Below are 22,821 nucleotides of genomic sequence, written 5' to 3'. Positions count from 1 at the left end.
TGCGAGGCCGGATGCGCCGGCGGACGAGGGCCCGATGACGGGGGTGGTCGAGATGGTGGACAGCGGTGGAGCCGCGCTGTGGGCGGATCGCGGTGGCGTTCCGGTGCCACCCGCGGGGGCGGGTGCGCCCGCGCCGTGCCTGGTCCCGGTGTTCGCGCCGATCAGGGCGGGCGGCGGGCGGCACCGGTTGCGCCACGTGCTGCGCCGCCGGCGGCGGATGATGGCCGCGGGCCTGGCGATGACCGCGGCCGCGCTGGCCGCCGCGGCGGCCCGGACGGACTCGCAGCCCGGCCGGCCGGGGCGGGAAGGCCCCGCTCCCGTGCCCGCCGCTGCGGCGCGGGACATGGTGCGGGCGCCGGTGCGCATCGCGGACGCGGCGGCGGCCGGGCTGGTGCGGCCCGGTGACCGGGTCGACATCCTCGCGGCGGCGCGCGTGGTGGCGCGCGGGGCGCCCGTGGTGGCGGTGCCCCTCCCCGCCGCCGAGGGCGCCGCCGCCCCCGGCCTTGACGGCGGCGGGGGCGGCGGAGCGCTGATCGTGCTGTCGGTCCCGCGGCGGACGGCGGCCGCGCTGTCCGGTGCCGCGGCCGGCTCGCCCCTGGCTGTGGCGCTGCGTTAGCCGTACGGCGTGGGAAAGGCAACCGGCGGGGTGGGTGGTGGCGCGCACCCCTTACCCTCGGAGGCCGAACCGCTCACCCACTTCCGTCACCGCCGGCCCTCGCGTCGGCGGCGCCCGGCGGACACCACCGGGCCCCACGGGTCCCTCGGGCCGAACTGCACGGTCGTTCTTCGAAAGGAAATCGTCCCTTGAAGGGCTTCAAAGCCTTCCTGCTGCGCGGCAATGTCGTCGAGCTCGCTGTGGCCGTCGTCGTCGGCGCCGCGTTCAGCAAGATCGTCGACGCGTTCGTGAAGGGCCTCATCAACCCGGTGATCGGTGCCATCGGCACCAAGAACCTCGACGGCTACACCCTCTGCATCGAGCCGCCCTGCACGGTCGTCAACGGCGAGCTCACGAAGGGTGTGGGCCTCCTGTGGGGCGCGGTCGCCGGCGCGGCGCTGACCTTCCTCATCACGGCCGCGGTCGTGTACTTCCTGCTGATCCTGCCGATGAACAAGCTCAACGAGCGGCGCAGGGCGGGCAAGGAGGAGGCAGTGGCCGCTCCGACGGAGCTGGAGCTGCTGACCGAGATACGCGATCTGCTGGCCCGCCAGCAGCAGGGCCACGGCAGCGCTCCCGGGATTCCCTCCCCCTACGGCTACGGCGGCACCAACCGGACGCATCCGTAGCGAGCTCCGCCTCAGATGTGGTGCGGGGGCTTCTCGTCGAGGAAGCGCGCGAGATCTCCCGCACCACCCTGGCCGGGGCGCTCGCCCCAGCCGGTGTCGGTGTCGTCGGACGACTGCCGATCCAGCGGGTCGTCGAAGATCAGCGCTGCGGCGGGGTCTCGCGGCGCCCGTGGGTCGGGGGCCGCTGCGGGCCCGGTGGCAGGGTCAGGGGTGCTGCTCATGCCGTCCAGGGTACGGGCGGGCGACGCCCGGCCATGACGAAGGCCCGGCCGCACGCACACGAGCGACGCACGACCGGGCCGGGCGGGCCATGAAGCCGATCGAGCCGCCCCGGGGAAGGGGTCGAGCCCCGGCGCAGGGGGGTGGCACCGGGGCTCGAGTCTGTGGTGGCGCGGGCGCCGGAAGCGGCGCCCGCCTGGGTCAGGCCGCCTCTATGGAAAGCCCCGTTGCGCGCGCCATGCGCTTGAGGTCCGCCAGCGCGTGCTTCTCGATCTGCCGGATCCGCTCACGCGTGAGCCCGTGCTGCTTGCCGACCTCGGTCAGCGTGCGCTCGCGGCCGTCCACGATCCCGTACCGCGCCCGGATGATGGACGCCGTCCGGTCGTCGAGCCGGTCGATCAGATCCTCCAGTTCCTCACGCCGCAGCATGACGAGTACGGAGTCCTCCGGCGAGGCCGCCGACGTGTCCTCGACGAGATCGCCGAACTGGGTCTCGCCCTCGTCATCCACCGACATGTTCAGGCTCACGGGGTCGCGCGCCCAGTCCAGTACGTCGGAGATCCGTTCCGGGGTGGAGCCGAGTTCGGCCGCGATCTCCGCGGGCTCCGGGTCCCGCCCGTGCTCACGGTTGAACTCACGCTGCACCCGGCGCACCCGGCCCAGCTCCTCCACCAGGTGGACGGGGAGCCGGATGGTGCGCGACTGGTCCGCGATGGACCGGGTGATCGCCTGACGGATCCACCACGTCGCGTACGTGGAGAACTTGAAGCCCTTGGTGTAGTCGAACTTCTCGACGGCGCGTACCAGGCCTGCGTTGCCCTCCTGGATGAGGTCGAGCAGCGGCAGGCCGCTGCGCGGATAACGTCGCGCGACGGCGACGACCAGGCGCAGGTTGGAACGGATGAAGACGTCCTTGGCCCGCGCACCCGCGGCGGCTATCGCCTCCAGTTCCTCTCGTCCGGCGTCCGCTCCCTGACCCAGCTCCTCGCCTGCGAGGAGCTGCTCGGCGTAGACGCCGGCCTCGATCGCCCTGGAAAGCTCGACTTCCTGCGCGGCGTCGAGCAGCGGCGTCCGCGCGATCTCGTCGAGGTACATGCCGACGAGGTCACGGTCGGCCATCTCGCCGTGGCCTGCGCGAGCGCTGCTCTTCCCGCCTGCGGTGCTGCGGGCGACGGCACGGGTTGCCATGCGTGCTCCCTTGCGAAGGTTCGGTCGGGTGTCGGATCGAATGAGCTGCCCCTCAGCAGCTTCGCGCGTGCCTTTCGGCTGCCCACTCGAAAAGAGATAACGACTGGAATCCGGACACAATTCCCAAGCGCCGCCCCGTTTTTTACGATCTTGCAGTACCCTGTCCGGCCACAGCCGGAGGTGGATCATTGTCCGAGTTCGCCGAAGTGCAGGTCAGGCCGGGTGGGGAGGAGGACCTACAGGCCCTCACCGACCTCTACAACCACTACGTCCGTGAGACGCCGATCACCTTCGACCTGGAGCCGTTGTCCCTGGAGCAGCGCCGCCCTTGGCTGCTCTCCCACCCGGAAGACGGACCGCACCGCCTTTTGGTTGCCCACGAGACGAAACCGGACGGCACGAACACCCTGCTCGGATACGCCACGAGCAGCCCGTTCCGCCCGAAGGCCGCGTACTCCACCTCCGTGGAGACCTCCGTGTACTGCGCCCCGGAGGCCGGGGGCCGCGGCGTAGGCACCCTGCTCTACACGGCGCTTTTCGAGGCCCTGCGGGGCGAGGACCTGCACCGTGCCTACGCCGGGATCGCGCAGCCCAACGAGGCGTCCGTCCGCCTGCACACCCGCTTCGGCTTCCGCCCGCTGGGCGTCTACCGCGAGGTCGGCCGGAAGTTCGGCCGTTACTGGGACGTCGCCTGGTACGAGAAGGACCTGGCCTGAACCGGCGCGCGTTCAGCGCAGCCAGGGAAGGTCCATCGCTCCGTTCTGCGGCTGCAGTCCCTCGGCGATGACCCGGCAGATCTCACCGAGCTGGCGCACCTGCTCCTCCGAGAGCCGGTCGAAGATCGCTCCGCGCACCGCCTCCACATGGCCGGGAGCGGCCTCGGCGAGGGCGGCGAAGCCCTCGTCGGTGAGCACCGCGAGCTGGCCGCGGCGGTCGGAGGGGCAGTTCTCCCGGCGGACCCAGCCGTTCTCCTCCAGCCGGGATATGGCGTGGGAGAGCCGGCTGCGCGTAATCTTCGAGCGTTCGGCCAGCTCCGTCATGCGCATCCGGCGGTCGGGGGTCTCCGAGAGCCACACCAGCAGCGAGTAGTAGGCGTGGGGCATCCGCGCGTCACGCTGGAGCTGCCGGTCGAGTGCGTCCGAGACCAACTGTGTGGCCGCCATGTACGCGCGCCAGGCGCACTGCTCCTCCTCGCTCAGCCAGCGGGGTTCGGGGGCTCTCGTGGTCATGACCACACTCTACGAAGTAGACCTTGAACTTTCAAGCAATCGCGGTACGTTTCCCTCGCCGGCTTGAACCTTCAAGGAACTCTTCAGGCGAGGGACCCGTATGACGACCGCCCAGACCGCACCGGACGCAGCCCCCGCCCCACCGCCCGCGGCCATCCGCACCCGGGTGCGGATCCCCCTGCGGTTCCCCGACGGCTGGAGCACCCCGGCCGACGTCTTCACCTTCACCGGCCTCGCCGACGGCAAGGAGCACATCGCGCTCGGCCTCGGCCCCTACGAGGGCGCGGCGTCGCCGCTGGTCCGCCCGCACTCCGAGTGCCTGACGGGCGACGTCTTCGGCTCCGCGCGCTGCGACTGCGGCCCCCAGTTGCGCGAAGCCGTCCAGCGCATCGCCGAGACCGGCGGCCACCTGCTCTACCTGCGCCAGGAGGGCCGCGGCATCGGCCTGTACGCCAAGATCGACGCGTACGCCCTCCAGGACGGCGGCCTGGACACCTACGCCGCCAACCGCGCCCTCGGCCGCCTCGACGACGAACGCGACTGCACCGCCGCCGCCCAGATGCTCGGCGCCCTCGGCGTCGACGCCGTCCGCCTGCTCAGCAACAATCCCGACAAGGCGGCGCAGCTGTCCGCGCTCGGCGTCACGATCACCGAGCAGGTACCGACCGCGGTACACCTGTCCGAGGACAACGTGCGCTACCTGCGCGCCAAAGCCGAGCACACCCACCACACCCTCGACCTCCCGGCCTGAGGAACCCCCGATGCGCATGCCCGCCCTCTACCTCTCGCACGGCGCCCCGCCCCTCGCCGACGACCCGGTGTGGCCGGGCGAGCTTGCCGCCTGGTCCGCCGGGGCTCCCCCGCCCCACGGCGGTCCTCATGGTCTCCGCGCACTGGGAGGAGGCCCCGCTCGCACTCGGCGCCACCACCACCGTCCCGCTCGTCCACGACTTCTGGGGCTTCCCCCGCCGCTACTACGAGGTGCGGTACGGGGCCCCCGGCGCGCCCGCGCTGGCCGACTCCGTCCGCAAACTGCTGCGCGGCGCGGGCACCCCTGTCCAGGACACCCCGGACCGGGGCCTGGACCACGGCGCGTACGTCCCGCTCGTGCAGATGTACCCGGACGCGGACATCCCCGTCCTGCAGGTCGCGATGCCCACCCTCGACCCGCACAAGCTCATGGACATCGGGCGCAGGCTCGCCCCCCTGCGCGACGAGGGCGTGCTGATCGTCGGCAGCGGCTTCTTCACCCACAACCTGGCCGCCCTGCGGCACGCCGGCGGGGTGCCGGGCTGGTCGGCGGAGTTCGACGACTGGGGGCACCGCGCGCTGGACGCACACGACGTGGACGCCCTGCTGGATTTCGAGCACAAGTCCCCCGCCGGACGGCTCGCCCACCCGCGGACCGAGCACTTCGCGCCGCTGTTCATCACGATGGGTGCGGCCGGGGACGACCTCGGCGACCAGCGCAGCGTCATCGACGGCTTCTGGATGGGCCTGGCCAAGCGGTCCGTCCAGTTCGGCCAGTAGGGCCGATGGTGCCCGGCAGTCTCACGCAATGCGAAGGGCCCCGCTTCCTCCCATGAAGCGGGGCCCTTCGCCGTGCTCGCCGTCCGGCGTGCCGTCGTCGTCGACGCGTCCGTCAGTGGGCGATCACCGGGACGGCGACCTCCTCGGCGTCCTCGGCGTCCTTGTTGCCGGACGCCGCCACCACACCGCCGCCACCGCTGGTGTTGACGAAGGTGAAGGCGATGATCGCGGAGAGGGCCAGGATGCCGACCGCCCACCAGATCGCGGTGGAGTAGCCGTGCACGGCCGCGGCGTTGACGAAGCCCTGCTTGCCGAGCGTGCGGGCCTCGGCCGCGTGCGCAGCGACCCAGGTGGTGGTGGCGCTGGCCGCGATGGTGTTCAGCAGCGCCGTACCGATGGCACCGCCGACCTGCTGCGAGGTGTTGACCATGGCGGAGGCGACACCGGCGTCACGCGGCTCGACACCGTGCGTGGCCAGACTCATGGCCGGCATGAAGGCCGTACCCATGCCGAGACCGAGCAGGATCTCGGCCGGCAGGACCAGGCCCGCGTAGGAGCTGTCGACCGAGAGCTGGGTCAGGATCAGCATGCCCAGACCCGCCACCAGGAAGCCCGGGGTCATCAGCAGGCGCGGACGGACGCGGGTCATCAGGCGCGCGCCGATCTGCGTCGAGCCGGTGATCATGCCCGCGATCATCGGGAGGAAGGCAAAGCCGGTCTTCAGCGCGGAGTAGCCCTGGACGACCTGCAGGTAGTAGGTGAGGAAGAGGAACAGGCCGAACATCGCGATGATCGCCAGGCCCAGCGAGAGGTAGACGCCACCGCGGTTGCGGTCGGTCACCACGCGCAGCGGCAGCAGCGGGGCCTTCACGCGGGCCTCGACGGCCACGAACGCGACGAGCAGCACGACCGCTGCCACGAACAGGCCGATGGTGGTGCCCTCGCTCCAGCCGTGGGTCTCGGCCCGGGTGAAGCCGTAGACCAGGGAGACCAGGCCGGCGGTGGCCAGCACGACGCCGGGGATGTCCAGGCCGCTGCTGTTGCGGCTGCCGGCGGGCTCCTGGACGAAGCGCATGGCACCGAACGCGGCGACGGCGGCGAAGGGGATGTTGACGAAGAACGTCCAGCGCCAGTCCAGGTACTCGGTGAGCACACCACCGAGGATCAGACCGACGGCACCGCCACCACCGGCGATGGCGCCGTAGATGCCGAACGCCTTGGCGCGCTCCTTGGCCTCGGTGAACATCACCGCGAGGAGCGACAGCGCGGCCGGCGCGAGCAGCGCGCCGAAGGCACCCTGAAGCGCTCGGGCGCCGAAGAGGACCGCCTCGTTGGCGGCTGCGCCACCGACCGCGGAGGCCGCGGCGAAGCCGATCAGGCCGGTGACGAAGGTGCGGCGGCGGCCCCACAGGTCGGCGATGCGTCCGCCGAAGAGCAGCAGGCCACCGAAGACCAGCGCGTAGGCCGTGATGACCCACTGCTTGTTGGCGTCGGAGATGCCCAGGTCGGTCTGGGCGGAGGGAAGCGCGATGTTCACGATGGTGCCGTCGAGGACGACCATCAGCTGGGCTATCGCGATGAAGGCCAGCGCCTTCCAGCGCTGGGCGTGTGCCGTATCAGGCATGGGTGAACTCACTAACGGTACGAAGAGATGACGACATTGAAGACGAAGAGGACTTACGATACGTAACGGAAATGTTGTGGGCGAGTGAATTACGCGAGGGCGCCCGTTCGGCAGGCGGAGCTCAGCGACATTGCCGCAGATCTTCGAAAGTGGCGGAGTCACCCGGGAGTTCGGAGCGCGCCGGCGTCTCCAGGCCGTCCACGAACAGCTGCAGATGACGGCGGATGAAGCGGTCCATGCTGCCGCAGTGCTTACCGGGCAGCGGCCGCGTCAGCTGGCTGACGGCCACCATCACGTCGCCGACGTCGATGTCGGCGCGGAGCCGTCCGGACCGCCGCCCGGCGGCCATCAGCTCCTCAATCGCGTGCTCCAAGCGTATGCGGCGCTCTTCGAGCCGCGCGTCCCCCTTGCCGAATCCGGTGGAAAGCATCGGGCACAGCGCACCCACACGCTCGTCGGCCGCCTCGTGCACGAAACGGCGCAGCGCGTCGAAGGCGTCCGGCTCCTGCGCCAGCGCCTCCTCGGCCCGCTGAGTGATCCGGTCCATCACCGACAAAGTCACGTGGAGCGAGAGCTCCTGGCGGTCGGCAAAGTGCCGGTAAACGGTGGCATTGCCGACGCCGGCCCGCTTGGCGATCTCGTCGAGCGGGGCGTCGACACCGTGCTCGAGGAGCGCCTCACGTGCGGCGACGATGATCCGCTCACGGTTGCGCGTGGCGTCCGCGCGAAGCTTCACGGTGGCGACTGTCACGGCAGGCACTCCTCTCTGTCTCGGTGGCGCTCGGTTCCGGGGAGCAACTCCCCGTTTGTGCGACGTAGGTGTAAACGGGGAGCCGTTCCCCGGATATTTCGAGACCGCTTGTGACCTGAGTCACAATCAACACCGGTCATCGCGGCAGCGCTTGAGCCGCCTCCGGACCGGCCCCGCGCACACCCGAAGGCCCCGGGCGCTACCGCGCGCCCGGGGCCTTCAGCACTTCCCGTCCGTACTTCCCGATGACTACTCCACGACGAGCTCGACCGGGATGTTGCCCCGGGTCGCCTTGGAGTACGGGCACACCTGGTGGGCCTGCTCGATCAGGGCGCGGCCGGCCTCGTTCTCCAGCTCCGACGGCAGCTCGGCGCGGAGCACGACCGCCAGCCCGAAGCTCGTCTCGTCCTTGCCGATGGTCACCTCGGCGGTCACGGAGATCTCGCTGGTGTCCACCTTCGCCTGCCGCCCGACCAGGGCGAGGGCGCTGGCGAAGCACGCGGCGTAGCCGGCGGCGAAGAGCTGCTCGGGGTTGGTGCCCTGACCATTGCCGCCGAGCGCCGGCGGCATGGCCAGCGCCAGGTCGAGCTGTCCGTCGGAACTGACGGCGCGCCCGTCGCGGCCGTTGGCGGTGGCGACAGCGGTGTACAGCGCGTCCATGGAACGTCCTCTTTCATCGGTTGCGGTTCCGTTGACGACAAGTAGAGCACACAACTTGATTGTGCACAACTAAAACGCGCAGTCGGGCTACCCTGGACCCATGACCGCCACCGCGCCCGCCCGTGCCGGGGACCACCTCCGGCTCGAGAACCAGATCTGCTTCTCTCTGCACGCCGCCTCGCGCGCCTTCGGCGGCGTCTACCGCGTCGTGCTCAAGGACCTCGGCCTCACCTACCCCCAATACCTGGTGATGCTCGTGCTCTGGGAGCACGGCGCCCTGCCGGTCAAGAAGATCGGCGAGCACCTGCGCCTCGACTCCGGCACCCTCTCCCCGCTCCTCAAGCGCCTCGAGGCCACCGGCTTCGTACGCCGTGAGCGTTCCGCCGACGACGAGCGCTCCGTCACCGTCCATCTCACCGACGCCGGCGCCGCGCTCCACGACAAGGCCCTCCAGGTCCCGCGCCGCATCTCCGCCGCCACGGGTCTCGGCCTGGAGGAGATCAACGACCTGCGCGCCCGCGTCGACCGCCTGACCGCCGCCCTCACCGCCGCCGACCTCACCGCCGCCGGTCTCGACGACGACCTTGACGACGACCCGCCCTGCGGCTGACGCCCCTCGCACGGCGCCACGCAGCCGGGACTCACGGCAATCGACGGCACGCCCCTGAGCCGCATCCGCTAGGCTGTCCAACGCTTCCGCCTCAGTAGCTCAGGGGATAGAGCACCGCTCTCCTAAAGCGGGTGTCGCAGGTTCGAATCCTGCCTGGGGCACAAGGGAAAAGGCCCCGGACCGATCAAGGTCCGGGGCCTTTGACATCCACTTTCGACATCAACGGCGGCGGTCAGCCGCGGTCGACACGCCTCCTCAACAGCCGGTCCATGTGGCTGATGGCCTCGCGCTGAGTGTCCTGCACGACGTGTGTGTACACGTCCATGGTGATGCTGATCTGACTGTGGCCGAGGATCTCCATCACCACGCGGGGAGCCACGCCGGCCGCGGTCAGCAGCGTGGCGCAGCCGTGCCGAGCGTCGTGCAGCCGGATGACGCGGAGCTGGGCGCTGTCTGCGACCCGGGTGAACGAGCGGTAGAGGTTGCGCGGCTCGATCGGTCGACCGGTCCGGGTGGTGAAGACGTAGTCGCCGTTCCCCTGCCACTGCTCCCCCGCACGCTGCCGGACGGCGGCCTGCCGCATCCGGTGCCAGCGCAGAGGCGCGATGCACAGCGCGGGCATCGGCACCGCCCGACGACGGCGGCCCTTGGGGTCGTCGTCGTAGAGCACTCCGCGCCGGCGCTGCGTCTGCTGCCGGACGTAGAGGACGCGCTTGTCCAGGTCGACGTCCGCCCAACGGAGCCCGACGATTTCACCCCGGCGTAGGCCCATGGCGATGGCGAGCACGAAGGCCGCGTAGAGCGGGTCCTTGCGCGCAACGGCGAGGAAGGTCAGCGTCTCGTCGAGTGTCCATGGGCTCAGCTCACGGGCCCGAGGCCGAGGCGGCTCGACCAACGCCGCCACGTTGCGGGCCACCAGTTCCTCGCGGCAGGCCGCCGAGAGCGCCGTACGCAGAACACGGTGGGACTCCTTGGCGGTTGGGCCGGTGGTGTCGCGCTCCAGGCCGTTCAGGAAGCGGCGGACGTCAGGGACACTCAGGGACTCCAGGCGCTTCGACCCGAGCCGGGGCACGAGGTAGAGACGCACGTGCGCTTCGTACTTGTCATACGTGCTGAGCTTGCGACGCGGTTTGACGATGTTCTCCAGCCAGTACGGCAGCCACTCGGAGAGCTTGGCGGATCGCGTGGGCACGGGAATGCCGCTGTCGACCTTATCGAGGAGTTCTCGGCGCTTGGCGTCGCACTCGGCCCAGGTCTTGCCGTAGGCGAACTTGCGGGCCCGGGTGCCGTCCGGTTGGAGGACGTAGACGGCGGCTTGGTAGCGGCCGTCCTTGCGCTTGGTGATGGTGCCGGCGCCGTTGGGGTTGCGCTTGCGCTGTCCGGGCATCAGGCAGCGGCCTCCTCGGTCTCGTGGGCGATGAAGTCCCGTAGGGCGTCGGCGGGGATGCGGCGGGCGCGGCCGATGGTGATGGAGACCAGGCGGCGCGAGCGGATCAGGTCGTAGACGGTGGAGCGTCCGAGCTTGAGCCGGGCCATGACTTCCGGCACGGTCAGCAGTTCCGCGGTGGCGGTGGTCATGCTGCGGCTCCTTCCAGGGCCAGTTGGTCGCGCAGGGCTTCACGGGCGGTTTCACGGTTGAGCTGGAGGTCCCGGGCGATCGACGCGGCAAGGAGGGATTCGCCGGGGGTGTGGCCGTGGCCGGCGTATTGCCAGTCGGCCAGGACCAGGACGGTGTCCGGCTCGATGGGCTCCAGGCCGAGGTCCGCGTGCTCTTGGGCGGCGCGGTAGTCGGCGCGTTCCTGGCGCAGCGCCCCGAGGGTGGTGGAGTAGCGGCGGGATTTGGTGGAGAAGTGGCCGCGGAAGCCGAGCATGTGTGCCCAGGCCCACAGCCGCCGGTCGGGGTAGAGGTCGTCCAGGTCGCGGCAGGCTTGGATGAGCCGGCGGGCGTGGTCGGGCACCTGGTGGCGGTCGAGTTCGGCGAGTTCGCCGATGCGGCGGTCGAGGGTGCCGGTGTTCTCGGCGGCTTTGGTGGCGTACTTGGCGACGTAGGAGGCCACGGCCTGTTCGGTGATGTCGGAGCCGTCCCCGAACGCCTTGACCGGGCGGACGTCGAGCTGGGTCCCCCAGCGGAAGGTGCGGGCCGGTTGGTCACCGGCGGCGGGGACGGTGATCGAGGTGTAGCCGTGGCGTGCGGCAGCCCGGACGGCGTCCTCGAGTAACTGGGTGGTGGCCCAGAACGGGGGCGGGGTGTCGGGGCCTTCGGGGCCGTCGAGGCGGATGACAGCGTGGAAGTGGACGGCTCCGCGCTTTTGGAATTCGGCGACCTTGCCGAAGGAGACGCGCAGGACCTCTGCCAGGGCGCGTTGGGTGAGGCCGGCGCGGGCGGCGATCTCGCGGCGGAGCCGGTTGGTGAACCGCTGCCACAGCTGCCCGGCGTGGTTGTTGAACAGCACCGCCCCCGCGTAGTCGTAGGTGGCCGGGTCGAGCGCGGTCCCGAGTGCCGGGTCGTCGGCCGCGTGTCGGGTGCCGCAGCGGCAGCGTCCGGTGTCGGGCCGGTTGTGGACGCGCCCGAACGAGGGGGCGGTGAGGGTGGCGAAGACCCGGGGGTGATCCCGCACGGTGGCGGGGATGTCGCGGCGGTCGTCACCGGCGAGGCCAGCGCGGATGAGGTGGTAGGTGTCTCCGGCGTAGGTCCAGGCGCAGGCCGGGCAGCGGGAGGCGCGGCGGTTGCCGCAGGCGATACGGAGGCGTCCGCCGGGCTCGTGTTCGGTGGAGTAGTGGTGGAGGGTCTCGCCGGTCGTGCGATCTTTGGTGAGGGTCCAGCCGCTCAGGTGGATGGGGTCGGAGCAGCCGCCGGTGCGGCGTATCTGGTCTTCCCAGCGGTGGAAGCCGGGGGACCCGGCCACCCGCAGCAGGTCGCCGAGGGTAGTCGGGTCCAGGCCCGCGAGGGTCGCGGTGTCGGTCACGCGCGGCCCCCGGCGATTGAGGCAGCCGTGCGGGGGGAGCGGGTGCCGGTGCCGTGGCAGTTCGGGCAGTGGACGGTGAGGGTGCGCAGGTGGCCGTGCCGGTCGCGGCCGCCGAGGGTGATGGCGGCGGAGGCGAAGCCGTCGCAGGCCGGGCAGATCCGTGCCGGGGGTGTGGGGTGGGTCATGATGGGGGTTCCTTCCGGATCTCTGGTTCGGGCAGGGGCACGGCTCCCGGGGCGGTGTGATGCTTGGCGGTATCGAGGCCGCCCCGGGGGCCGGTCAACGGTGCTTGTGCTGGCCGTTGAGCATCGAGCGCAGGACGACGGCGCAGACGGCGACCGAGGCGGCGGTGACGGCGACCGCCAGGAGCATGGAGACCAGGACCGTGCCGACGACCAGGACCACGGCGGTGCCGCTGCCGACGAGCGCGATCAGGGCGCCCGGGGTGAGCTGCACGACGGGCCGGGACGACGTCGCAGCCATGGGAACAGGCGCGGGTGCCGGCGCCGGGGTGGGCTGGACGACACCGACGACGGGCTCGACGGGCAGCGGCATCACGGTGCCGGTAGGTGTGGGGTTGGTGGGGATCTTCGGGCGGAGCATGAGCGGTCTCCCTACTTGATGACGGTGTCGATGGCAGGGGCGAGGAGGCTGTCGGCGATGAGGTAGCCGCCCAGGAGCAGCACCAGGACGAGCCAGAGCGGCGGGCGTATGAGTTTGCAGCCGAGGTAGCCGACGACGATCAGGGCGAACCAGAGCGGGACGTCCACGGGTCTGCCTCCTATCGGACCGTGCAGCGGTGGGTGCGGGCGGCCAGTTGGGCGGCTGACTGGCTGGAGTAGTCGGCGGACCAGCCGCAGCGGTCGTTGGTGCACACCGCGGCGTGCTTGGTCTGGCCGTGCCGGTCGCGGTGGGTGCCGATCTGCACCGGGCCGATGCGCATCACGGAGTGGAAGAAGTCGCGGGCGGGCATGTCAGTCGGTCTCCTTTCGGGTCGTGGCCGGGTCGGGGAACGAGGCGCGGATGCTGGCGGCGGTGGCCGGGTCGGCGGTGAGGCGGGCGGCTTCCTCGGCGAGCAGGTGGGCGAGGTAGGGCCGACCCGCGGTGGTCATCTCGCGGGCGCTGTCGAGGTAGTCGGCGGCGGTCAGGCCGGCCGGGTCACGCGTCATGGCGGCGAGTTCCTTCCGGGTCAGGCGAGCTGGGCGGCGATGGCGTCGGCCAGCTGGGCGGGGACGCCGAGCCGGACGCGGAGCGTGTCGGTGTCGATCGCAGTCCCGGTGCGGGCGTAATGGTCGTCGGCGACCTTGCGGGCGTGGGCCACGAGCGCGGCCGGGACCGCCGGAAGGGCCGGCGCGGGGGCGGGCAGGGCCGGGACGGGCTCGCTTGCCTCGACGGCTTCCGGCACCGGCGCGGGCTCAGGGGCGCGTTCGACGCTGGCCGTCTCGGAAGACTCCGGGGCCGGAGCGGGTGCCGGTGTCTGGTGGCGGGGGGCGTGGACGAGAAGGGTGCCGCCGAGGAAGGCCAGGGCGGGCCAGCCAGCCACGAGGATGCTCAGCCAGCCCGGAACGTGGTCCAGGTCGAGGAGCCCCGCGGTGGCGATGTTCGCCCCGAGGGAGGCGGACAGGGCCACCGCGAACCACAGCCACGCGGCACGCACCGGGGCACCGTCGGTTCGGAGGATGCGGAGCCGTCGCCAGGCGGCAACGAGGAGCAGGTCCACGGAGACCGGGTAGGCCCAGGCTTTCCAGCCGCTCTGTCCGGCGGCGGCTGCGAGGTCGTGCAGGTGGGCGAAGGACAGGGCACCGGCGATCACGGCCTGTACGAGGACGGCGTCCACGCGGAGCTTGCGGGGCATCGTCGGTCTCCTTCCTGGTATGCGGCATGGGAGGGGTAGGGACCTTGGCGCGAGGCGGTCGCGCCGGCCGTTGGGGCGCGGAGAGATCAGGCCGCAGCCGGGGCCGTCGTCTTGGCGGCCAGGGCGGTCACCGGGGCGAGGTTGGCCAGGGCGGGCCGGAACGATGCGAGTTCGGGCACGTCCGGGGTGCGGTCGGCGTGCCGGTTGCAGGCGTTGACGGCCTGGCGGAGCGTGGTGTGGGGGGTGCGGATGCGGGCCCATCCGCCGGTGGAGTCGCCGGTGACGGCGATTCCGGGGGTGTCGGGGCGGATTTGGATGGCGGCGAGGACGGCGTCGGGGGCGATGTCGCCGAAGGCCATGTTCGCGCTGGGTTCGTCGTTGACGCGGTGTGCGGTGCGGCCGGTGAGCTGGGCGCGGAGCATGGTGATGCCCTTGCCGAGTTCGGAGCCGAAGCGCTGTCCGCAGATCTCCAGGTAGATGCCAGCGGCGCGGCCGAGCTGAGAGAGGCGAGCCAGTGCGGTGATGATGCGGTCGCGGCGCTTCTCTTCGTCCTTGGTGGTGAACAGGGCGAGTTCGGCGACCTCGTCGACCAGGACCACGACCGGGGTCGGCCGCAGGTGGTCGGGCAGGTCCCAGATGTCGGCGGCGATCTCCGCATCGGGCACGTCGGCGGTGATCCGCTGCTCGGCGCGGATGAGCTGGTAGACGGCCTCCATCCGGTCGATGAGGGCGTCGAGGAGGTCGGCGGCGGTGTCGGGGTTGTCAGCGAGTGCGGAGAACCGGCGGGCCAGCGGGAACAGCTCCACACCCTGCTTGCAGTCGATACCGACCAGGGCGACATCCTGCGCGGCCAGTTCGGCGACCAGGTTCCGCTGGTACACCGACTTCCCGGACTTCGTTGCCCCGAGGGTCAGGGCGTGCGGGACGGTGCGGTAGTCGCGGTAGTGGACGGCGCCGTCTTCGCGCAGGGCGACCGGGACCCGCATCGGGGTGCGCTCGATCTTCGCGGGCATCTGCACCCGCTTGAGGACGTCGTATCCGGTCATCCGCAGCTCGACCACCCCCGAGCGCAGCTCGCGTGAGGTGACGCCGTACATGCCGAACGAGTGCCGCAGCCGGTCGCAGGAGGCGGCGACGTCGAAGGCGTCCTGTCCCGGGCGCAGTCCTAACCGCAGGACCAGGCCGGTGCGGGTGGGGCGCAGGCGCAGGATGCGCGGGGCCCGCGAGGTGGGTGCGGGGCGGTTGGTAACCCGGGCGAGGGCCAGGCGCCAGCGGGACGGAGGCACGGTCAGCCCGCACGCCTCCATCACTGAGCCGTAGCGGACCAGGACCCGTAGGACGGCGAGGGTGACGCCGAAGGTCAGCCAGTACCAGGCGGGGCGCCGCCACCGCAGGATCAGGGCGATGGCGGCGACCAGCAGCAGCGCGACCGCGAGGCGGGTCATGGGTCAGGCCGCCTTCGCGGTGCCGGCGGCGAGCGAGGTGACCGCGACCGCGCGAAAGCTGATCCCGTGGCGGCGCTGGCCGTTGAACTCGTTCTCCCACGGCCGGGCGACCAGGCCGGTGATCGCGACCGGGGTGCCCATCACCAGCTCACCGGAAATGCCCGGCTGCGGGACCGTGACCGACAGGATCTCGACCTCTCCGTTCGCCGCGAACATCACGTCCACGGTCATCAGCGTCGCGCCGGTCTCGGCGTCGGTGGCGATCTCGCCGGTGCGGCGGTCGCGGACCTTGGGCTGGGGCGGCTGGGCGACCATCACGGTGGCGGCGGAGGTGTCGACGGGGATCTGACGCACAGGAGATCACTCCTCTATAGAGGCTTCGACTCAGTCACTCATGCACAGGAGTGACATGAAGAAGAGTGCCCGACTCCTATACATGAGTCAACCCGCCGCGAAGAAGAAATCACGGCGGGCTGCAAGGAGTTGAGTAAGCGTCAGTCGACGGCGGGGATGCGGTAGGTGAAGACGAACTGGTCAGCGGCCATGAGCGTGTCGCACGCCTCCACGACCCGGCCGTCCACGGTGACCGCGTTGCGGATGAGGTGGATCACCGGTGCACCGGGGCTGAGCGCCAGTTCCGAGGACTCTGCCTTGGAGGCCGGCCGGGCCTGCAAGGTCTCGACGTACTCTGCGAACTCGTGGCCGTGGTCTTCCAGTCGGGCGTAGATGCCACCGCCGCCCGGGTTCTCGGCGAACAGCTCGGGGATGTCCTTTGCCACGTCCCACGGCAGGTACGAAGTGGCCGTCTCGACCGGGGTGCCGTTGCGGAAGTAGAGCCGCCGCCGGGCCAGCACCTTGGCGCCGGCCTCCACACCGAGCCGTTCGGCGATGTCCTCGGGGGCCTCCACGGGGCCGATGTAGAGGACGCTGACCTTCGCCGTTGCGCCGGACTGCTCGGACTCGGCCAGGTACGCGGCCTTGCCACCCCGGCGAAGCGAGCGACGGAAGCGGTCCGACGACCGATGCCGCACAGGCGGGCGGTCCTTGACCGTCGAGCCCTTGCCGTGCCGGGTCTCCACCAGGCCGCTCGCGCGGACCTCCGTCATCGCTCGGCGGATCGTGCCACCGGAGACGCCGTAGCGGTCCATCAGTTCCGACTCACTCGGCACCGTATCGCCAGGCTTGAGAACACCCTGCCGGATCTGCAGAACGATCTCATCGGCGATCTCCACATACCGAGGCACCGACCTCGCCCCTCCTACCGCAGTTCCCATAGTCCTTCTCCCCCTCCTATGCTCCTGTACATGAGTAAATCGCAGGGGCCCACACCGACGCCAGCGCTGCACTCCGTATCAGTGGCGGGAGCCGTAGTGCGCGAAGACGGCCGGCTCCTGGCGATCCGCCGTGCCGACAACGGAACTTGGGAACTCCCGGGCGGCGTCCTGGAACTGGACGAGGCACCCGAAGACGGCGTGAAGCGCGAAGTCTGGGAAGAGACCGGCATCCACGTCGAGGTCGACCAGCTCACCGGGGTCTACAAGAACACCACCCGCGGCATCGTCGCCCTGGTCTTTCGTTGCAAGCCCTCCGGCGGCACCGAGCGCACCTCCGACGAGTCCACGGCAGTCGACTGGCTCACGCCCGAAGAAGTCTCCGAGCGGATGGGCGAGGTCTACGCGGTCCGCCTGCTCGATGCACTGGACGGAGCAGGGCCGCACGTCCGAAGTCACGACGGCCGGCGGCTCCTGGAGGCATCAGCATGACCAGCAGTCCCAAGCTCCCCCGGCCGAGACCCTTGCACGAGCTGAAGGACGTACACGACTACCTCGATGACGTGCGCCTACGGCCAGGCATGTACGTGCGAGGCAGTTCCATCCATCACCTCGCCTCGGTCCTGTACGGGTACCGCGTGGCATGCGAGATCAACGGGATTCCGTCGACGACAGACTTCGACCCCGGCGGACCGTTCAACAAGTGGCTCGGGCTGCGGCTCGACTTGGGCTACGAGAGCTCCCTAGGCTGGTCAAGGGAGATCGAACTGGCAGCAGAAGCGGCGGGCACTCCGCCCCTGGATCTGTTCTTCAGCCTCTTGGACGAGTTCCGCGCGGAACGCGGCAACACAGCCCAGAACGTGGCGCGGTAAGACTTTCTCTACTTCATCAAGGCACCCGGCGTCGCTCACGCTCCGCCGGGCGCGCGGCCGACGTCCGGCCGCGCCCACGCTCCAGTCTTCGCCCCGCTCGGCGCGCCGTCCGCCACCGCGCGCCAGCGAGGGTAGGCCGAGGGGCATGAGGTCAGAACTGCGGTGGCTGGGACGGCCGGCGCTCCGATGCTTTAGGCAGCCACCATGGGGCGAGCCTCGAAGATCGGGGCCCACATCGGGCCTTAGCGGGCAGGTCCACAGACCGCCCGAGTCGCCGCAAGCTTACGGGCCCCGATCTCTCGCCCCATGGCAGCTCCAGCCCAAAGCCTCTCCACACCGACCGCGAGGTACGGTGCCCGGGTGGACGAGGAACCGGTGATCATAAAGCTCACCCGCGATCAAGCGTTCGTGCTGTCGGACTGGCTGTACGAAGTGATGATGAAGTCCGACCAGCTGAGCGCGATCGTGCCAGACAAGGCAGTCTGGTCTGCTGTGTACGCGATCTCGGGCACCCTAGAAACCACGCTGCCAGAGATCTTCATGCCGGACTACGTTGGTCGACTTGAGCAAGCTCGTCGGCGCCTGATCGCAGCTTCGGCCGAGGATGACGACGATCAAGAGGTACACGAGTCCGATTGAACGTGGGCCGTCTCCGGGCCGTCCGAGGTGAGCCAACGTTGACACACGATGACAACCGTTCACGGCATCGACGCAGGTCATAAGCCGGGCGCGACAGACCCGCCCAGGTGGGACGCTTGCCGCACCACTTCCAGAAGAACTGACCTTCCTGGTCGCCGCCCGGATGCTCTACCGTTCCGATCATGACTGCAATCAGCCCTGAGAACCCGTTGACCCCGAAAGATGCCCGCGCACTGCTCTCCATGCTCCATGCCGGGGTCGAGATCGAGCAGGGCATGAGCGAGCGGGAACTCGATGGAGTCGAGGAGCGCTGGGGATTCCGTTTCGCTCCGGAGCATCGGGCCCTTCTCGGTGAGGGTCTGCCGGTAGGCAGCCAGAGTTGGCCCGATTGGCGCGACGGGGACCCAGAGGATCTGGCGGGGCGCCTGTCCTGGCCGGTGGAGGGCGTGCTGTTCGACGTGGAGCGAAACGGTTTCTGGCACCCAGACTGGGTTCCGCGGCCGGCGGCCGCTCAAGACGCGTTGGACTTGGCCCGCACCTACATGGCCAAAGTCCCCGTGATGGTGCCGATTTACTCACACCGGTACCTACTGGGCGATTCAGACCGGACCGGTACGCCAGTGTTGTCGATGTACCAGACGGACATCATTTACTACGGCACCGATCTGGTCGACTACTTCCATCACGAGTTTGGCCGCCCTGTGCCGACGCCCGATGACCACCGATACGTCCAGATCCCGTTCTGGTCTTACTTTCTCGATTGACAGCAGCGAAGTACAGCAACCACCGCGCCCTCGACCAACCGCCACGAACCTTGGACGACCGGCCGACGTAGCTGCCCGACCTCAGCGACCATCGCGCCCATAGTTCGCATCGAGAGGGTCATCCGCTGTGACACCACCAGCACCGGCGACACTGGCGCAATGAACGACGACCGCGAGAGCCTCCAGGTCAGCTGGAACCGGACACGCGCCCACCTCGCTGCGGCCCAGGACCAACTGGCGGGGCTCCCGAGCCTCGACCTATCAACCACGGTCGAGTTCCTGGATCACAACGAATTCGGACTCGCTTTCGACTGCCTGGTCGATCTCGGCTACGACCTGAACCTCCCGCTCATCTTCTGGCAGCACCTGGACCGCGCGGCCCGCGAGATGCGGCTATACAGCCACGCTCTACACGAGTCCCACCTCACGGCCGCCGACCTCTGCCGCCGTCATCTCGCCGCAGCCTCCGAAAACGAGCAACCAAGCGCCAGAGTCGAACCCAGCGCCGAGCCGGGCTGAGTGTCTAACTGCGCTACAACGACCCCGCACCGATGCGGACAACCACGGACGCCCAGGAACAGTTCCCGCAGGTCACGGATCATTCGACCCCAGGTCACAGGGTCGCGCGCATTGCTTCGGGACGAAGAGGTCGTGAACTAAAGGCCGTCGCGCTCTATCAGTGAGCCGTCAGGGCCCAGTGTGTAGACGCGCGGCGGATCCATGGCTTCCACAGCTCTGCGCAACTCCGCTTCCTGTTCCGCAGGATCAGGCCCTTGTGGGTCCCGCACATGGAATCCGTACAGCTTGATGGCGTCTGCGTCGACGTCATCGGGCTCGGGACGGCCCTCCTGGATGAAGCCGCAGAGCGCGCGCAGCGCGTCTTCGCCCAGATCCAAGGGGTGAAAGGGCAGGGCGTACGGCTCTTCCTCCTCGCCCGGCCACGGGACGACGTCGGCCGGGCGGTCTCCGGCCCAGTAGGGCAGTTCAAAGGGGAGCGGTTCGCCGATGTTCTCGATGACGCCGCTGTCCGGCGACAGACTCAGGGAGCGGACGAGGCGTCCGTCTTCCCACACGGCAAACGCGAGCCAGTCGACGACGCTGTGCATGGCGTGCAGGACGAGCCGTCGGCCGGCGCTTGCCGCCACGAGGTGTTCGGGGAGCTGGGAAGGTGCGTCGATCATCACCCTCTGATCTCCGATGACCTCCACGCCCGGCCAGCTGGCCGCGTACGCCGTCCCCTTCGGGGGGTACACGCCGTCCCAGAGGGTCGAGCCCTCGCACTCCTCGATCCCCCAGCCCGGGTAGAGCCGGCGCATCATGGTGGCCGTCCGATCAAGGTCCGCCGCCCCCACTCGTCGCAGCAACCCCGGTACATCGCCGTCGGCGTACACCAGCAGTCCCGTCTTGGCGCCCAAAGCCCCTCCCCAGAGTGTTGCCCTTGGTGGCAGACGCACCATAGCCGCACACACTGACACGCACCCAAAGCCGCGAGCGGGCAACAGCACTGCCCGTTAGCGCGCAGGCCGCACGGCTGACATCACCAGCTGACATCAACGACCCGGAACAAGGGCGGACAGCAGCATCTCCAACCGGATTGCCGAGTAGCCACGAGGGCCCGTTCCGGCACGCTGCCTCAGGCCCCGATCGAACTCCTAAAGCGGGTGTCGCAGGTTCGAATCCTGCCTGGGGCACAAGGGAAAAGGCCCGCACCGATCATGGTGCGGGCCTTTTTGACGGGCCCCAGACATCACGGACCTCAGGCCCATCCCGAACGCTCAGATCGAGTGTTCACTACACGACCTCGCCACACGCATCGCGCTCAACCAAGGCAGCCTCGCGACACTGAGGCACTAGCGCGGTAAGAGTTTCTCTACTTCATCAAGGCACCCGGCGTCGCTCACGCTCCGCCGGGCGCGCGGCCCGCGTCCGGCCGCGCCCACGCTCCTGCCTCCGTCCCGCTCGGCACGGCCGTCCGCCGCCGCGCGCCAGCATGGGTAGGCCGAGAGCATGAAGGCGAGAACCGCGGTGGCTGGGGCGGCCGACGCTCCGATGCTTTAGGCAGCCACCACGGGGCGAGCCTCGAAGATCGTGGCCCACATCGGGCTATTGCGGGCAGGCAAGGAGCCAGCCCGATTCGCGGCCAGCGTACGGGCCCCGATCTCTCGCCCCATGGCGGCTCCCGCCCAAAGCCTCTACGCACCGACCGCGTGAGAACCGCGCCGCAGCGGCCAGGTACCGTCCGGCACATGGAAGAGAGGCGCCCGCTGTGGCGGAGAATGGCGGGCCCGGTGTTGGTCGCCTGGCCGTTGATAACCATCGGGTCATGGGACCTAGCACGACTGCTAGGCGTGGCCAAGAGTCTCGCGGACTGTGCGTTCCTTGCGGGCCTGCTGATGGCTGGTGGGCCGATCTCCGATGCGGGGCGCCGGTGGCGGGAGCGACGACGCCGCCGAGCGCGTCGCTCTGATCGGACGGGCAGGCCGCCCGGGCCGTCTCGGCGCCGACCGAAGGAACGCGAGCGGGAGGCTCGGTGATCACGGGCTGGCGATCCTGGCCCCTCCTCAGCTCCATCGACCACGAACGTAGGTTGTCGACAGGCACCCCGGATTGCCCGTGACAGATCGCTTGGCTTGGTGCCAGCAGCGAGTCCCGGCATGGCAGCGTGTACAGCAGTGAAATACAGCAACCGCCGCAACCACTCTTGACCACCGGCGGCCCGACTGGCCCGTGGCAGGGTGGAGCCGTGGCGACCTGGGAGGGCACTTCCACGACTGCGGCGTGGTCGAGTACCTCCTCCGTCTCTTCCAGGGTGAGTTCGGCATGTGGAGCGCCGGAGGCGGATTCCGTGCTTCGTTCACGTGCGTGAGGCCCGTCGCCTATTGGCAGTAGGCATCAACCCCGACACCGGTGAGCACAATCCATACGCGGGTATGTTCGGTCGGGCGTGCAGCAGACCCCAGTAACGGTCGAATGAGGTGTGCCCAAGAGCGACGACTACGCGAGAACGAGCGCCAGACTGACCGTGTGGGGTCTCTTGCTGGGATGGTCGTGGCTCTCGCCATTCCGGTGTGGATCTTCATAGTCGTCATGCTGTGGGTACCGACCCGGTAGGCATCCGTGGCTATCGGACCCCGGTCGGCGTGGCCGGGACGGTCGCGGGTGGAGCGGGGCAGGCGTTAAACTTCCTCGCCCACGAGTGCCCATTCCACGAGTGCCGGCAAGTAGGGCAGCAGAAGGACGATCAGCACCCCGGCAACGAGCGCAAGAATCAGCAGGATCACGCCTGCAGCTCCACGAACGCCAAGGGATGCGCTTGCAGTTGGGTCTTCGTCAGTCACAAGTCCTCCCCGCAAGATCCTAGCTAGAGCTCCCTCGCTCCTGCCCTGGCGTGCGGGCCCGTGCCACTCTCGTGCCAGAACGGACGGGGAGTCAGGGGCATCGCGGTGTGCAGGGGAACACGCCGGCCACTCCGTCCAAGGCGGGGAATCCACAGTTCAGGCCGGTGATCGCCCCACCTCGCTCCTGAAGTGGTGGCTCTTGGGCCACCAACGGCAGCGGCCAGCCAGCGCAGGCCACTAGTGCGCTGCCGTCCTCGGTGAGGAAGAGCAGGGTGATCCATGTCCGGTCGGCAGAATCGATCAGCCCTGTGCGCACCGGCCGGCCATGTTCGCGGATGAGCTGCACTGCTCTTTCCAGTCCAAGGGGTTCGAGTCCGTGCATCCGCATGCGCTGCAGTCGGTGCTTGAAGACTCCGGCATGCTGGCCTGCGGGTTGTGCACGGTCTGCCACCCAGTAGGTGGCGCCGCTGCGGAGGGTGGCCAGAGCCATCACGGACGCCTGGTCGTCACCGGCCAACAGCGATTCCAGCAGGTGCCGTTCCATAGTCACCTCTGCTTGGATCTCGGGTGCAGCAG

The 22,821-nt window shown here is 69.7% G+C and carries 31 protein-coding genes, 1 tRNA gene and 1 pseudogene; 12 read left to right on the top strand and 21 right to left on the bottom strand.

The annotated features are described in order from the left end of the window. The first annotated feature begins 34 nt into the window (after positions 1-34). Both ACRWNP_RS31715 and mscL read left to right on the top strand, forming a co-directional pair. Positions 35-616: a hypothetical protein gene (locus ACRWNP_RS31715; RefSeq protein ID WP_431967493.1), complete on the top strand. Its 582-nt coding sequence runs from the start codon at positions 35-37 to the stop codon at positions 614-616. Positions 617-804: 188 nt separating this feature from the next. After that, entirely contained in the window at positions 805-1,284 is a 480-nt protein-coding gene (gene mscL, locus ACRWNP_RS31710) for a large conductance mechanosensitive channel protein MscL (protein ID WP_431967491.1), read from the top strand. 11 nt (positions 1,285-1,295) lie between these two features. Here mscL and ACRWNP_RS31705 read toward each other — a convergent pair whose 3' ends face one another. Beyond that, the gene (locus ACRWNP_RS31705) at positions 1,296-1,505 is read right to left on the bottom strand and encodes a hypothetical protein (RefSeq protein ID WP_431967489.1); all 210 of its coding nucleotides are present in this window, start codon (positions 1,503-1,505) and stop codon (positions 1,296-1,298) included. A gap of 199 nt (positions 1,506-1,704) precedes the next feature. Further along, positions 1,705-2,691 (bottom strand): sigma-70 family RNA polymerase sigma factor, encoded by a 987-nt coding sequence (locus ACRWNP_RS31700; RefSeq protein WP_431967487.1) that lies wholly within the window; start codon positions 2,689-2,691, stop codon positions 1,705-1,707. A gap of 188 nt (positions 2,692-2,879) precedes the next feature. On the opposite strand from ACRWNP_RS31700, the gene ACRWNP_RS31695 reads away from it, so the two are divergent. Then, positions 2,880-3,407, top strand: coding sequence for an N-acetyltransferase family protein (locus tag ACRWNP_RS31695; RefSeq protein WP_431967485.1), 528 nt, complete (start codon positions 2,880-2,882; stop codon positions 3,405-3,407). Positions 3,408-3,419: 12 nt separating this feature from the next. On the opposite strand, the gene ACRWNP_RS31690 is transcribed toward ACRWNP_RS31695, so the two are convergent. Continuing rightward, positions 3,420-3,920, bottom strand: coding sequence for a MarR family winged helix-turn-helix transcriptional regulator (locus tag ACRWNP_RS31690; RefSeq protein ID WP_431967483.1), 501 nt, complete (start codon positions 3,918-3,920; stop codon positions 3,420-3,422). Between the two features lie 100 nt (positions 3,921-4,020). On the opposite strand from ACRWNP_RS31690, the gene ACRWNP_RS31685 reads away from it, so the two are divergent. Together ACRWNP_RS31685 and ACRWNP_RS31680 are read left to right on the top strand one after the other, a co-directional pair. Continuing rightward, positions 4,021-4,671, top strand: coding sequence for a GTP cyclohydrolase II (locus tag ACRWNP_RS31685; RefSeq protein WP_431967481.1), 651 nt, complete (start codon positions 4,021-4,023; stop codon positions 4,669-4,671). 10 nt (positions 4,672-4,681) lie between these two features. After that, positions 4,682-5,450, top strand: a pseudogene (locus ACRWNP_RS31680) (dioxygenase family protein). Between the two features lie 112 nt (positions 5,451-5,562). Here the strand turns inward: ACRWNP_RS31680 and ACRWNP_RS31675 are convergent. From ACRWNP_RS31675 to ACRWNP_RS31665, 3 genes are all read right to left on the bottom strand, one after another. Further along, on the bottom strand, positions 5,563-7,074 hold the full coding sequence (locus ACRWNP_RS31675) for an MFS transporter (RefSeq protein WP_431967479.1): 1,512 nt from the start codon (positions 7,072-7,074) through the stop codon (positions 5,563-5,565). A gap of 121 nt (positions 7,075-7,195) precedes the next feature. Further along, positions 7,196-7,825 carry a TetR/AcrR family transcriptional regulator gene (locus ACRWNP_RS31670; RefSeq protein ID WP_431967477.1) on the bottom strand — a complete coding sequence of 210 codons (630 nt, stop codon included), beginning with the start codon at positions 7,823-7,825 and terminating at the stop codon, positions 7,196-7,198. A 249-nt stretch (positions 7,826-8,074) separates the two neighbouring features. Then, entirely contained in the window at positions 8,075-8,485 is a 411-nt protein-coding gene (locus ACRWNP_RS31665; RefSeq protein WP_431967475.1) for an organic hydroperoxide resistance protein, read from the bottom strand. A gap of 100 nt (positions 8,486-8,585) precedes the next feature. Here ACRWNP_RS31665 and ACRWNP_RS31660 point away from each other — a divergent pair, with 100 nt between their 5' ends. Together ACRWNP_RS31660 and ACRWNP_RS31655 are read left to right on the top strand one after the other, a co-directional pair. Further along, positions 8,586-9,095, top strand: a complete 510-nt coding sequence (locus ACRWNP_RS31660) for a MarR family winged helix-turn-helix transcriptional regulator (protein ID WP_431967473.1) — start codon at positions 8,586-8,588, stop codon at positions 9,093-9,095. Positions 9,096-9,183: 88 nt separating this feature from the next. Next, positions 9,184-9,256, top strand: a tRNA-Arg gene (locus ACRWNP_RS31655). A 71-nt stretch (positions 9,257-9,327) separates the two neighbouring features. Here the strand turns inward: ACRWNP_RS31655 and ACRWNP_RS31650 are convergent. The 12 genes from ACRWNP_RS31650 to ACRWNP_RS31595 all read right to left on the bottom strand — a co-directional run bounded on the left by ACRWNP_RS31650 (position 9,328) and on the right by ACRWNP_RS31595 (position 16,635). Then, positions 9,328-10,482 (bottom strand): tyrosine-type recombinase/integrase, encoded by a 1,155-nt coding sequence (locus ACRWNP_RS31650; protein WP_431967471.1) that lies wholly within the window; start codon positions 10,480-10,482, stop codon positions 9,328-9,330. Next, positions 10,482-10,673: a helix-turn-helix domain-containing protein gene (locus ACRWNP_RS31645; RefSeq protein ID WP_329187345.1), complete on the bottom strand. Its 192-nt coding sequence runs from the start codon at positions 10,671-10,673 to the stop codon at positions 10,482-10,484. Before ACRWNP_RS31645 ends, ACRWNP_RS31650 begins: the two co-directional genes overlap by 1 nt. Continuing rightward, positions 10,670-12,061, bottom strand: a complete 1,392-nt coding sequence (gene repSA, locus ACRWNP_RS31640; protein ID WP_431967469.1) for a replication initiator protein RepSA — start codon at positions 12,059-12,061, stop codon at positions 10,670-10,672. The genes ACRWNP_RS31645 and repSA overlap by 4 nt, the downstream gene beginning before the upstream one ends. Beyond that, the gene (locus ACRWNP_RS31635) at positions 12,058-12,246 is read right to left on the bottom strand and encodes a hypothetical protein (RefSeq protein ID WP_431967467.1); all 189 of its coding nucleotides are present in this window, start codon (positions 12,244-12,246) and stop codon (positions 12,058-12,060) included. The genes repSA and ACRWNP_RS31635 overlap by 4 nt, the downstream gene beginning before the upstream one ends. A 94-nt stretch (positions 12,247-12,340) precedes the next feature. Further along, positions 12,341-12,664, bottom strand: coding sequence for a SpdD-like protein (locus ACRWNP_RS31630; RefSeq protein WP_431967465.1), 324 nt, complete (start codon positions 12,662-12,664; stop codon positions 12,341-12,343). Positions 12,665-12,675: 11 nt separating this feature from the next. After that, entirely contained in the window at positions 12,676-12,831 is a 156-nt protein-coding gene (locus ACRWNP_RS31625) for a hypothetical protein (RefSeq protein ID WP_431967463.1), read from the bottom strand. Positions 12,832-12,842: 11 nt separating this feature from the next. Beyond that, positions 12,843-13,034, bottom strand: coding sequence for a mobile element transfer protein (locus ACRWNP_RS31620; RefSeq protein WP_431967461.1), 192 nt, complete (start codon positions 13,032-13,034; stop codon positions 12,843-12,845). A gap of 1 nt (position 13,035) precedes the next feature. Continuing rightward, positions 13,036-13,230 (bottom strand): hypothetical protein, encoded by a 195-nt coding sequence (locus ACRWNP_RS31615; protein WP_431967459.1) that lies wholly within the window; start codon positions 13,228-13,230, stop codon positions 13,036-13,038. 20 nt (positions 13,231-13,250) lie between these two features. Continuing rightward, positions 13,251-13,916 carry a DUF2637 domain-containing protein gene (locus tag ACRWNP_RS31610; RefSeq protein WP_431967457.1) on the bottom strand — a complete coding sequence of 222 codons (666 nt, stop codon included), beginning with the start codon at positions 13,914-13,916 and terminating at the stop codon, positions 13,251-13,253. A gap of 86 nt (positions 13,917-14,002) precedes the next feature. Further along, positions 14,003-15,361: an FtsK/SpoIIIE domain-containing protein gene (locus ACRWNP_RS31605; RefSeq protein WP_431967456.1), complete on the bottom strand. Its 1,359-nt coding sequence runs from the start codon at positions 15,359-15,361 to the stop codon at positions 14,003-14,005. A gap of 3 nt (positions 15,362-15,364) precedes the next feature. After that, a complete protein-coding gene (locus ACRWNP_RS31600; protein WP_319133853.1) occupies positions 15,365-15,715 on the bottom strand; it encodes a hypothetical protein in 351 nt (116 codons plus the stop codon). A gap of 140 nt (positions 15,716-15,855) precedes the next feature. Further along, positions 15,856-16,635, bottom strand: a complete 780-nt coding sequence (locus ACRWNP_RS31595) for a GntR family transcriptional regulator (RefSeq protein ID WP_431967454.1) — start codon at positions 16,633-16,635, stop codon at positions 15,856-15,858. A gap of 18 nt (positions 16,636-16,653) precedes the next feature. Here ACRWNP_RS31595 and ACRWNP_RS31590 point away from each other — a divergent pair, with 18 nt between their 5' ends. From ACRWNP_RS31590 to ACRWNP_RS31570, 5 genes are all read left to right on the top strand, one after another. Beyond that, positions 16,654-17,124 (top strand): NUDIX hydrolase, encoded by a 471-nt coding sequence (locus ACRWNP_RS31590; protein WP_431967452.1) that lies wholly within the window; start codon positions 16,654-16,656, stop codon positions 17,122-17,124. Then, complete coding sequence (locus ACRWNP_RS31585) at positions 17,121-17,504, top strand: hypothetical protein (RefSeq protein ID WP_431967450.1); 384 nt, start codon at positions 17,121-17,123, stop codon at positions 17,502-17,504. The genes ACRWNP_RS31590 and ACRWNP_RS31585 overlap by 4 nt, the downstream gene beginning before the upstream one ends. Before the next feature lie 360 nt (positions 17,505-17,864). Beyond that, positions 17,865-18,143: a hypothetical protein gene (locus ACRWNP_RS31580; RefSeq protein WP_431967448.1), complete on the top strand. Its 279-nt coding sequence runs from the start codon at positions 17,865-17,867 to the stop codon at positions 18,141-18,143. 182 nt (positions 18,144-18,325) lie between these two features. Further along, entirely contained in the window at positions 18,326-18,907 is a 582-nt protein-coding gene (locus tag ACRWNP_RS31575) for a hypothetical protein (protein WP_431967446.1), read from the top strand. A 159-nt stretch (positions 18,908-19,066) separates the two neighbouring features. After that, positions 19,067-19,426 (top strand): MafI family immunity protein, encoded by a 360-nt coding sequence (locus ACRWNP_RS31570; protein ID WP_431967444.1) that lies wholly within the window; start codon positions 19,067-19,069, stop codon positions 19,424-19,426. A 137-nt stretch (positions 19,427-19,563) separates the two neighbouring features. Here the strand turns inward: ACRWNP_RS31570 and ACRWNP_RS31565 are convergent, their stop codons facing one another. The 3 genes from ACRWNP_RS31565 to ACRWNP_RS31555 all read right to left on the bottom strand — a co-directional run. Continuing rightward, positions 19,564-20,322, bottom strand: coding sequence for a DUF6928 family protein (locus tag ACRWNP_RS31565; RefSeq protein WP_431967442.1), 759 nt, complete (start codon positions 20,320-20,322; stop codon positions 19,564-19,566). A gap of 1,761 nt (positions 20,323-22,083) precedes the next feature. Then, complete coding sequence (locus ACRWNP_RS31560) at positions 22,084-22,245, bottom strand: hypothetical protein (protein WP_431967440.1); 162 nt, start codon at positions 22,243-22,245, stop codon at positions 22,084-22,086. A gap of 91 nt (positions 22,246-22,336) precedes the next feature. Then, on the bottom strand, positions 22,337-22,821 hold a 485-nt coding region (locus ACRWNP_RS31555; RefSeq protein WP_431967439.1), incomplete at its 5' end, for a hypothetical protein.

The organism is Actinacidiphila sp. bgisy160, assembly GCF_965342435.1.
Lineage (GTDB): Bacteria > Actinomycetota > Actinomycetes > Streptomycetales > Streptomycetaceae > Actinacidiphila.
Note: the sequence above shows the minus strand (reverse complement) of the source record. Positions and strands in the feature narration are given on the sequence as shown.

Coding starts and splice junctions, on each gene's coding strand:
- ACRWNP_RS31715 (WP_431967493.1), top strand. CDS start 35: ATGACGGGGGTGGTCGAGATGGTGGACAGCGGTGGAGCCGCGCTGTGG.
- ACRWNP_RS31705 (WP_431967489.1), bottom strand. CDS start 1,505: ATGAGCAGCACCCCTGACCCTGCCACCGGGCCCGCAGCGGCCCCCGAC.
- ACRWNP_RS31700 (WP_431967487.1), bottom strand. CDS start 2,691: ATGGCAACCCGTGCCGTCGCCCGCAGCACCGCAGGCGGGAAGAGCAGC.
- ACRWNP_RS31690 (WP_431967483.1), bottom strand. CDS start 3,920: ATGACCACGAGAGCCCCCGAACCCCGCTGGCTGAGCGAGGAGGAGCAG.
- ACRWNP_RS31685 (WP_431967481.1), top strand. CDS start 4,021: ATGACGACCGCCCAGACCGCACCGGACGCAGCCCCCGCCCCACCGCCC.
- ACRWNP_RS31675 (WP_431967479.1), bottom strand. CDS start 7,074: ATGCCTGATACGGCACACGCCCAGCGCTGGAAGGCGCTGGCCTTCATC.
- ACRWNP_RS31665 (WP_431967475.1), bottom strand. CDS start 8,485: ATGGACGCGCTGTACACCGCTGTCGCCACCGCCAACGGCCGCGACGGG.
- ACRWNP_RS31660 (WP_431967473.1), top strand. CDS start 8,586: ATGACCGCCACCGCGCCCGCCCGTGCCGGGGACCACCTCCGGCTCGAG.
- ACRWNP_RS31650 (WP_431967471.1), bottom strand. CDS start 10,482: ATGCCCGGACAGCGCAAGCGCAACCCCAACGGCGCCGGCACCATCACC.
- ACRWNP_RS31645 (WP_329187345.1), bottom strand. CDS start 10,673: ATGACCACCGCCACCGCGGAACTGCTGACCGTGCCGGAAGTCATGGCC.
- ACRWNP_RS31635 (WP_431967467.1), bottom strand. CDS start 12,246: ATGACCCACCCCACACCCCCGGCACGGATCTGCCCGGCCTGCGACGGC.
- ACRWNP_RS31630 (WP_431967465.1), bottom strand. CDS start 12,664: ATGCTCCGCCCGAAGATCCCCACCAACCCCACACCTACCGGCACCGTG.
- ACRWNP_RS31620 (WP_431967461.1), bottom strand. CDS start 13,034: ATGCCCGCCCGCGACTTCTTCCACTCCGTGATGCGCATCGGCCCGGTG.
- ACRWNP_RS31615 (WP_431967459.1), bottom strand. CDS start 13,230: ATGACGCGTGACCCGGCCGGCCTGACCGCCGCCGACTACCTCGACAGC.
- ACRWNP_RS31610 (WP_431967457.1), bottom strand. CDS start 13,916: ATGCCCCGCAAGCTCCGCGTGGACGCCGTCCTCGTACAGGCCGTGATC.
- ACRWNP_RS31605 (WP_431967456.1), bottom strand. CDS start 15,361: ATGACCCGCCTCGCGGTCGCGCTGCTGCTGGTCGCCGCCATCGCCCTG.
- ACRWNP_RS31595 (WP_431967454.1), bottom strand. CDS start 16,635: ATGGGAACTGCGGTAGGAGGGGCGAGGTCGGTGCCTCGGTATGTGGAG.
- ACRWNP_RS31590 (WP_431967452.1), top strand. CDS start 16,654: ATGCTCCTGTACATGAGTAAATCGCAGGGGCCCACACCGACGCCAGCG.
- ACRWNP_RS31585 (WP_431967450.1), top strand. CDS start 17,121: ATGACCAGCAGTCCCAAGCTCCCCCGGCCGAGACCCTTGCACGAGCTG.
- ACRWNP_RS31575 (WP_431967446.1), top strand. CDS start 18,326: ATGACTGCAATCAGCCCTGAGAACCCGTTGACCCCGAAAGATGCCCGC.
- ACRWNP_RS31570 (WP_431967444.1), top strand. CDS start 19,067: ATGAACGACGACCGCGAGAGCCTCCAGGTCAGCTGGAACCGGACACGC.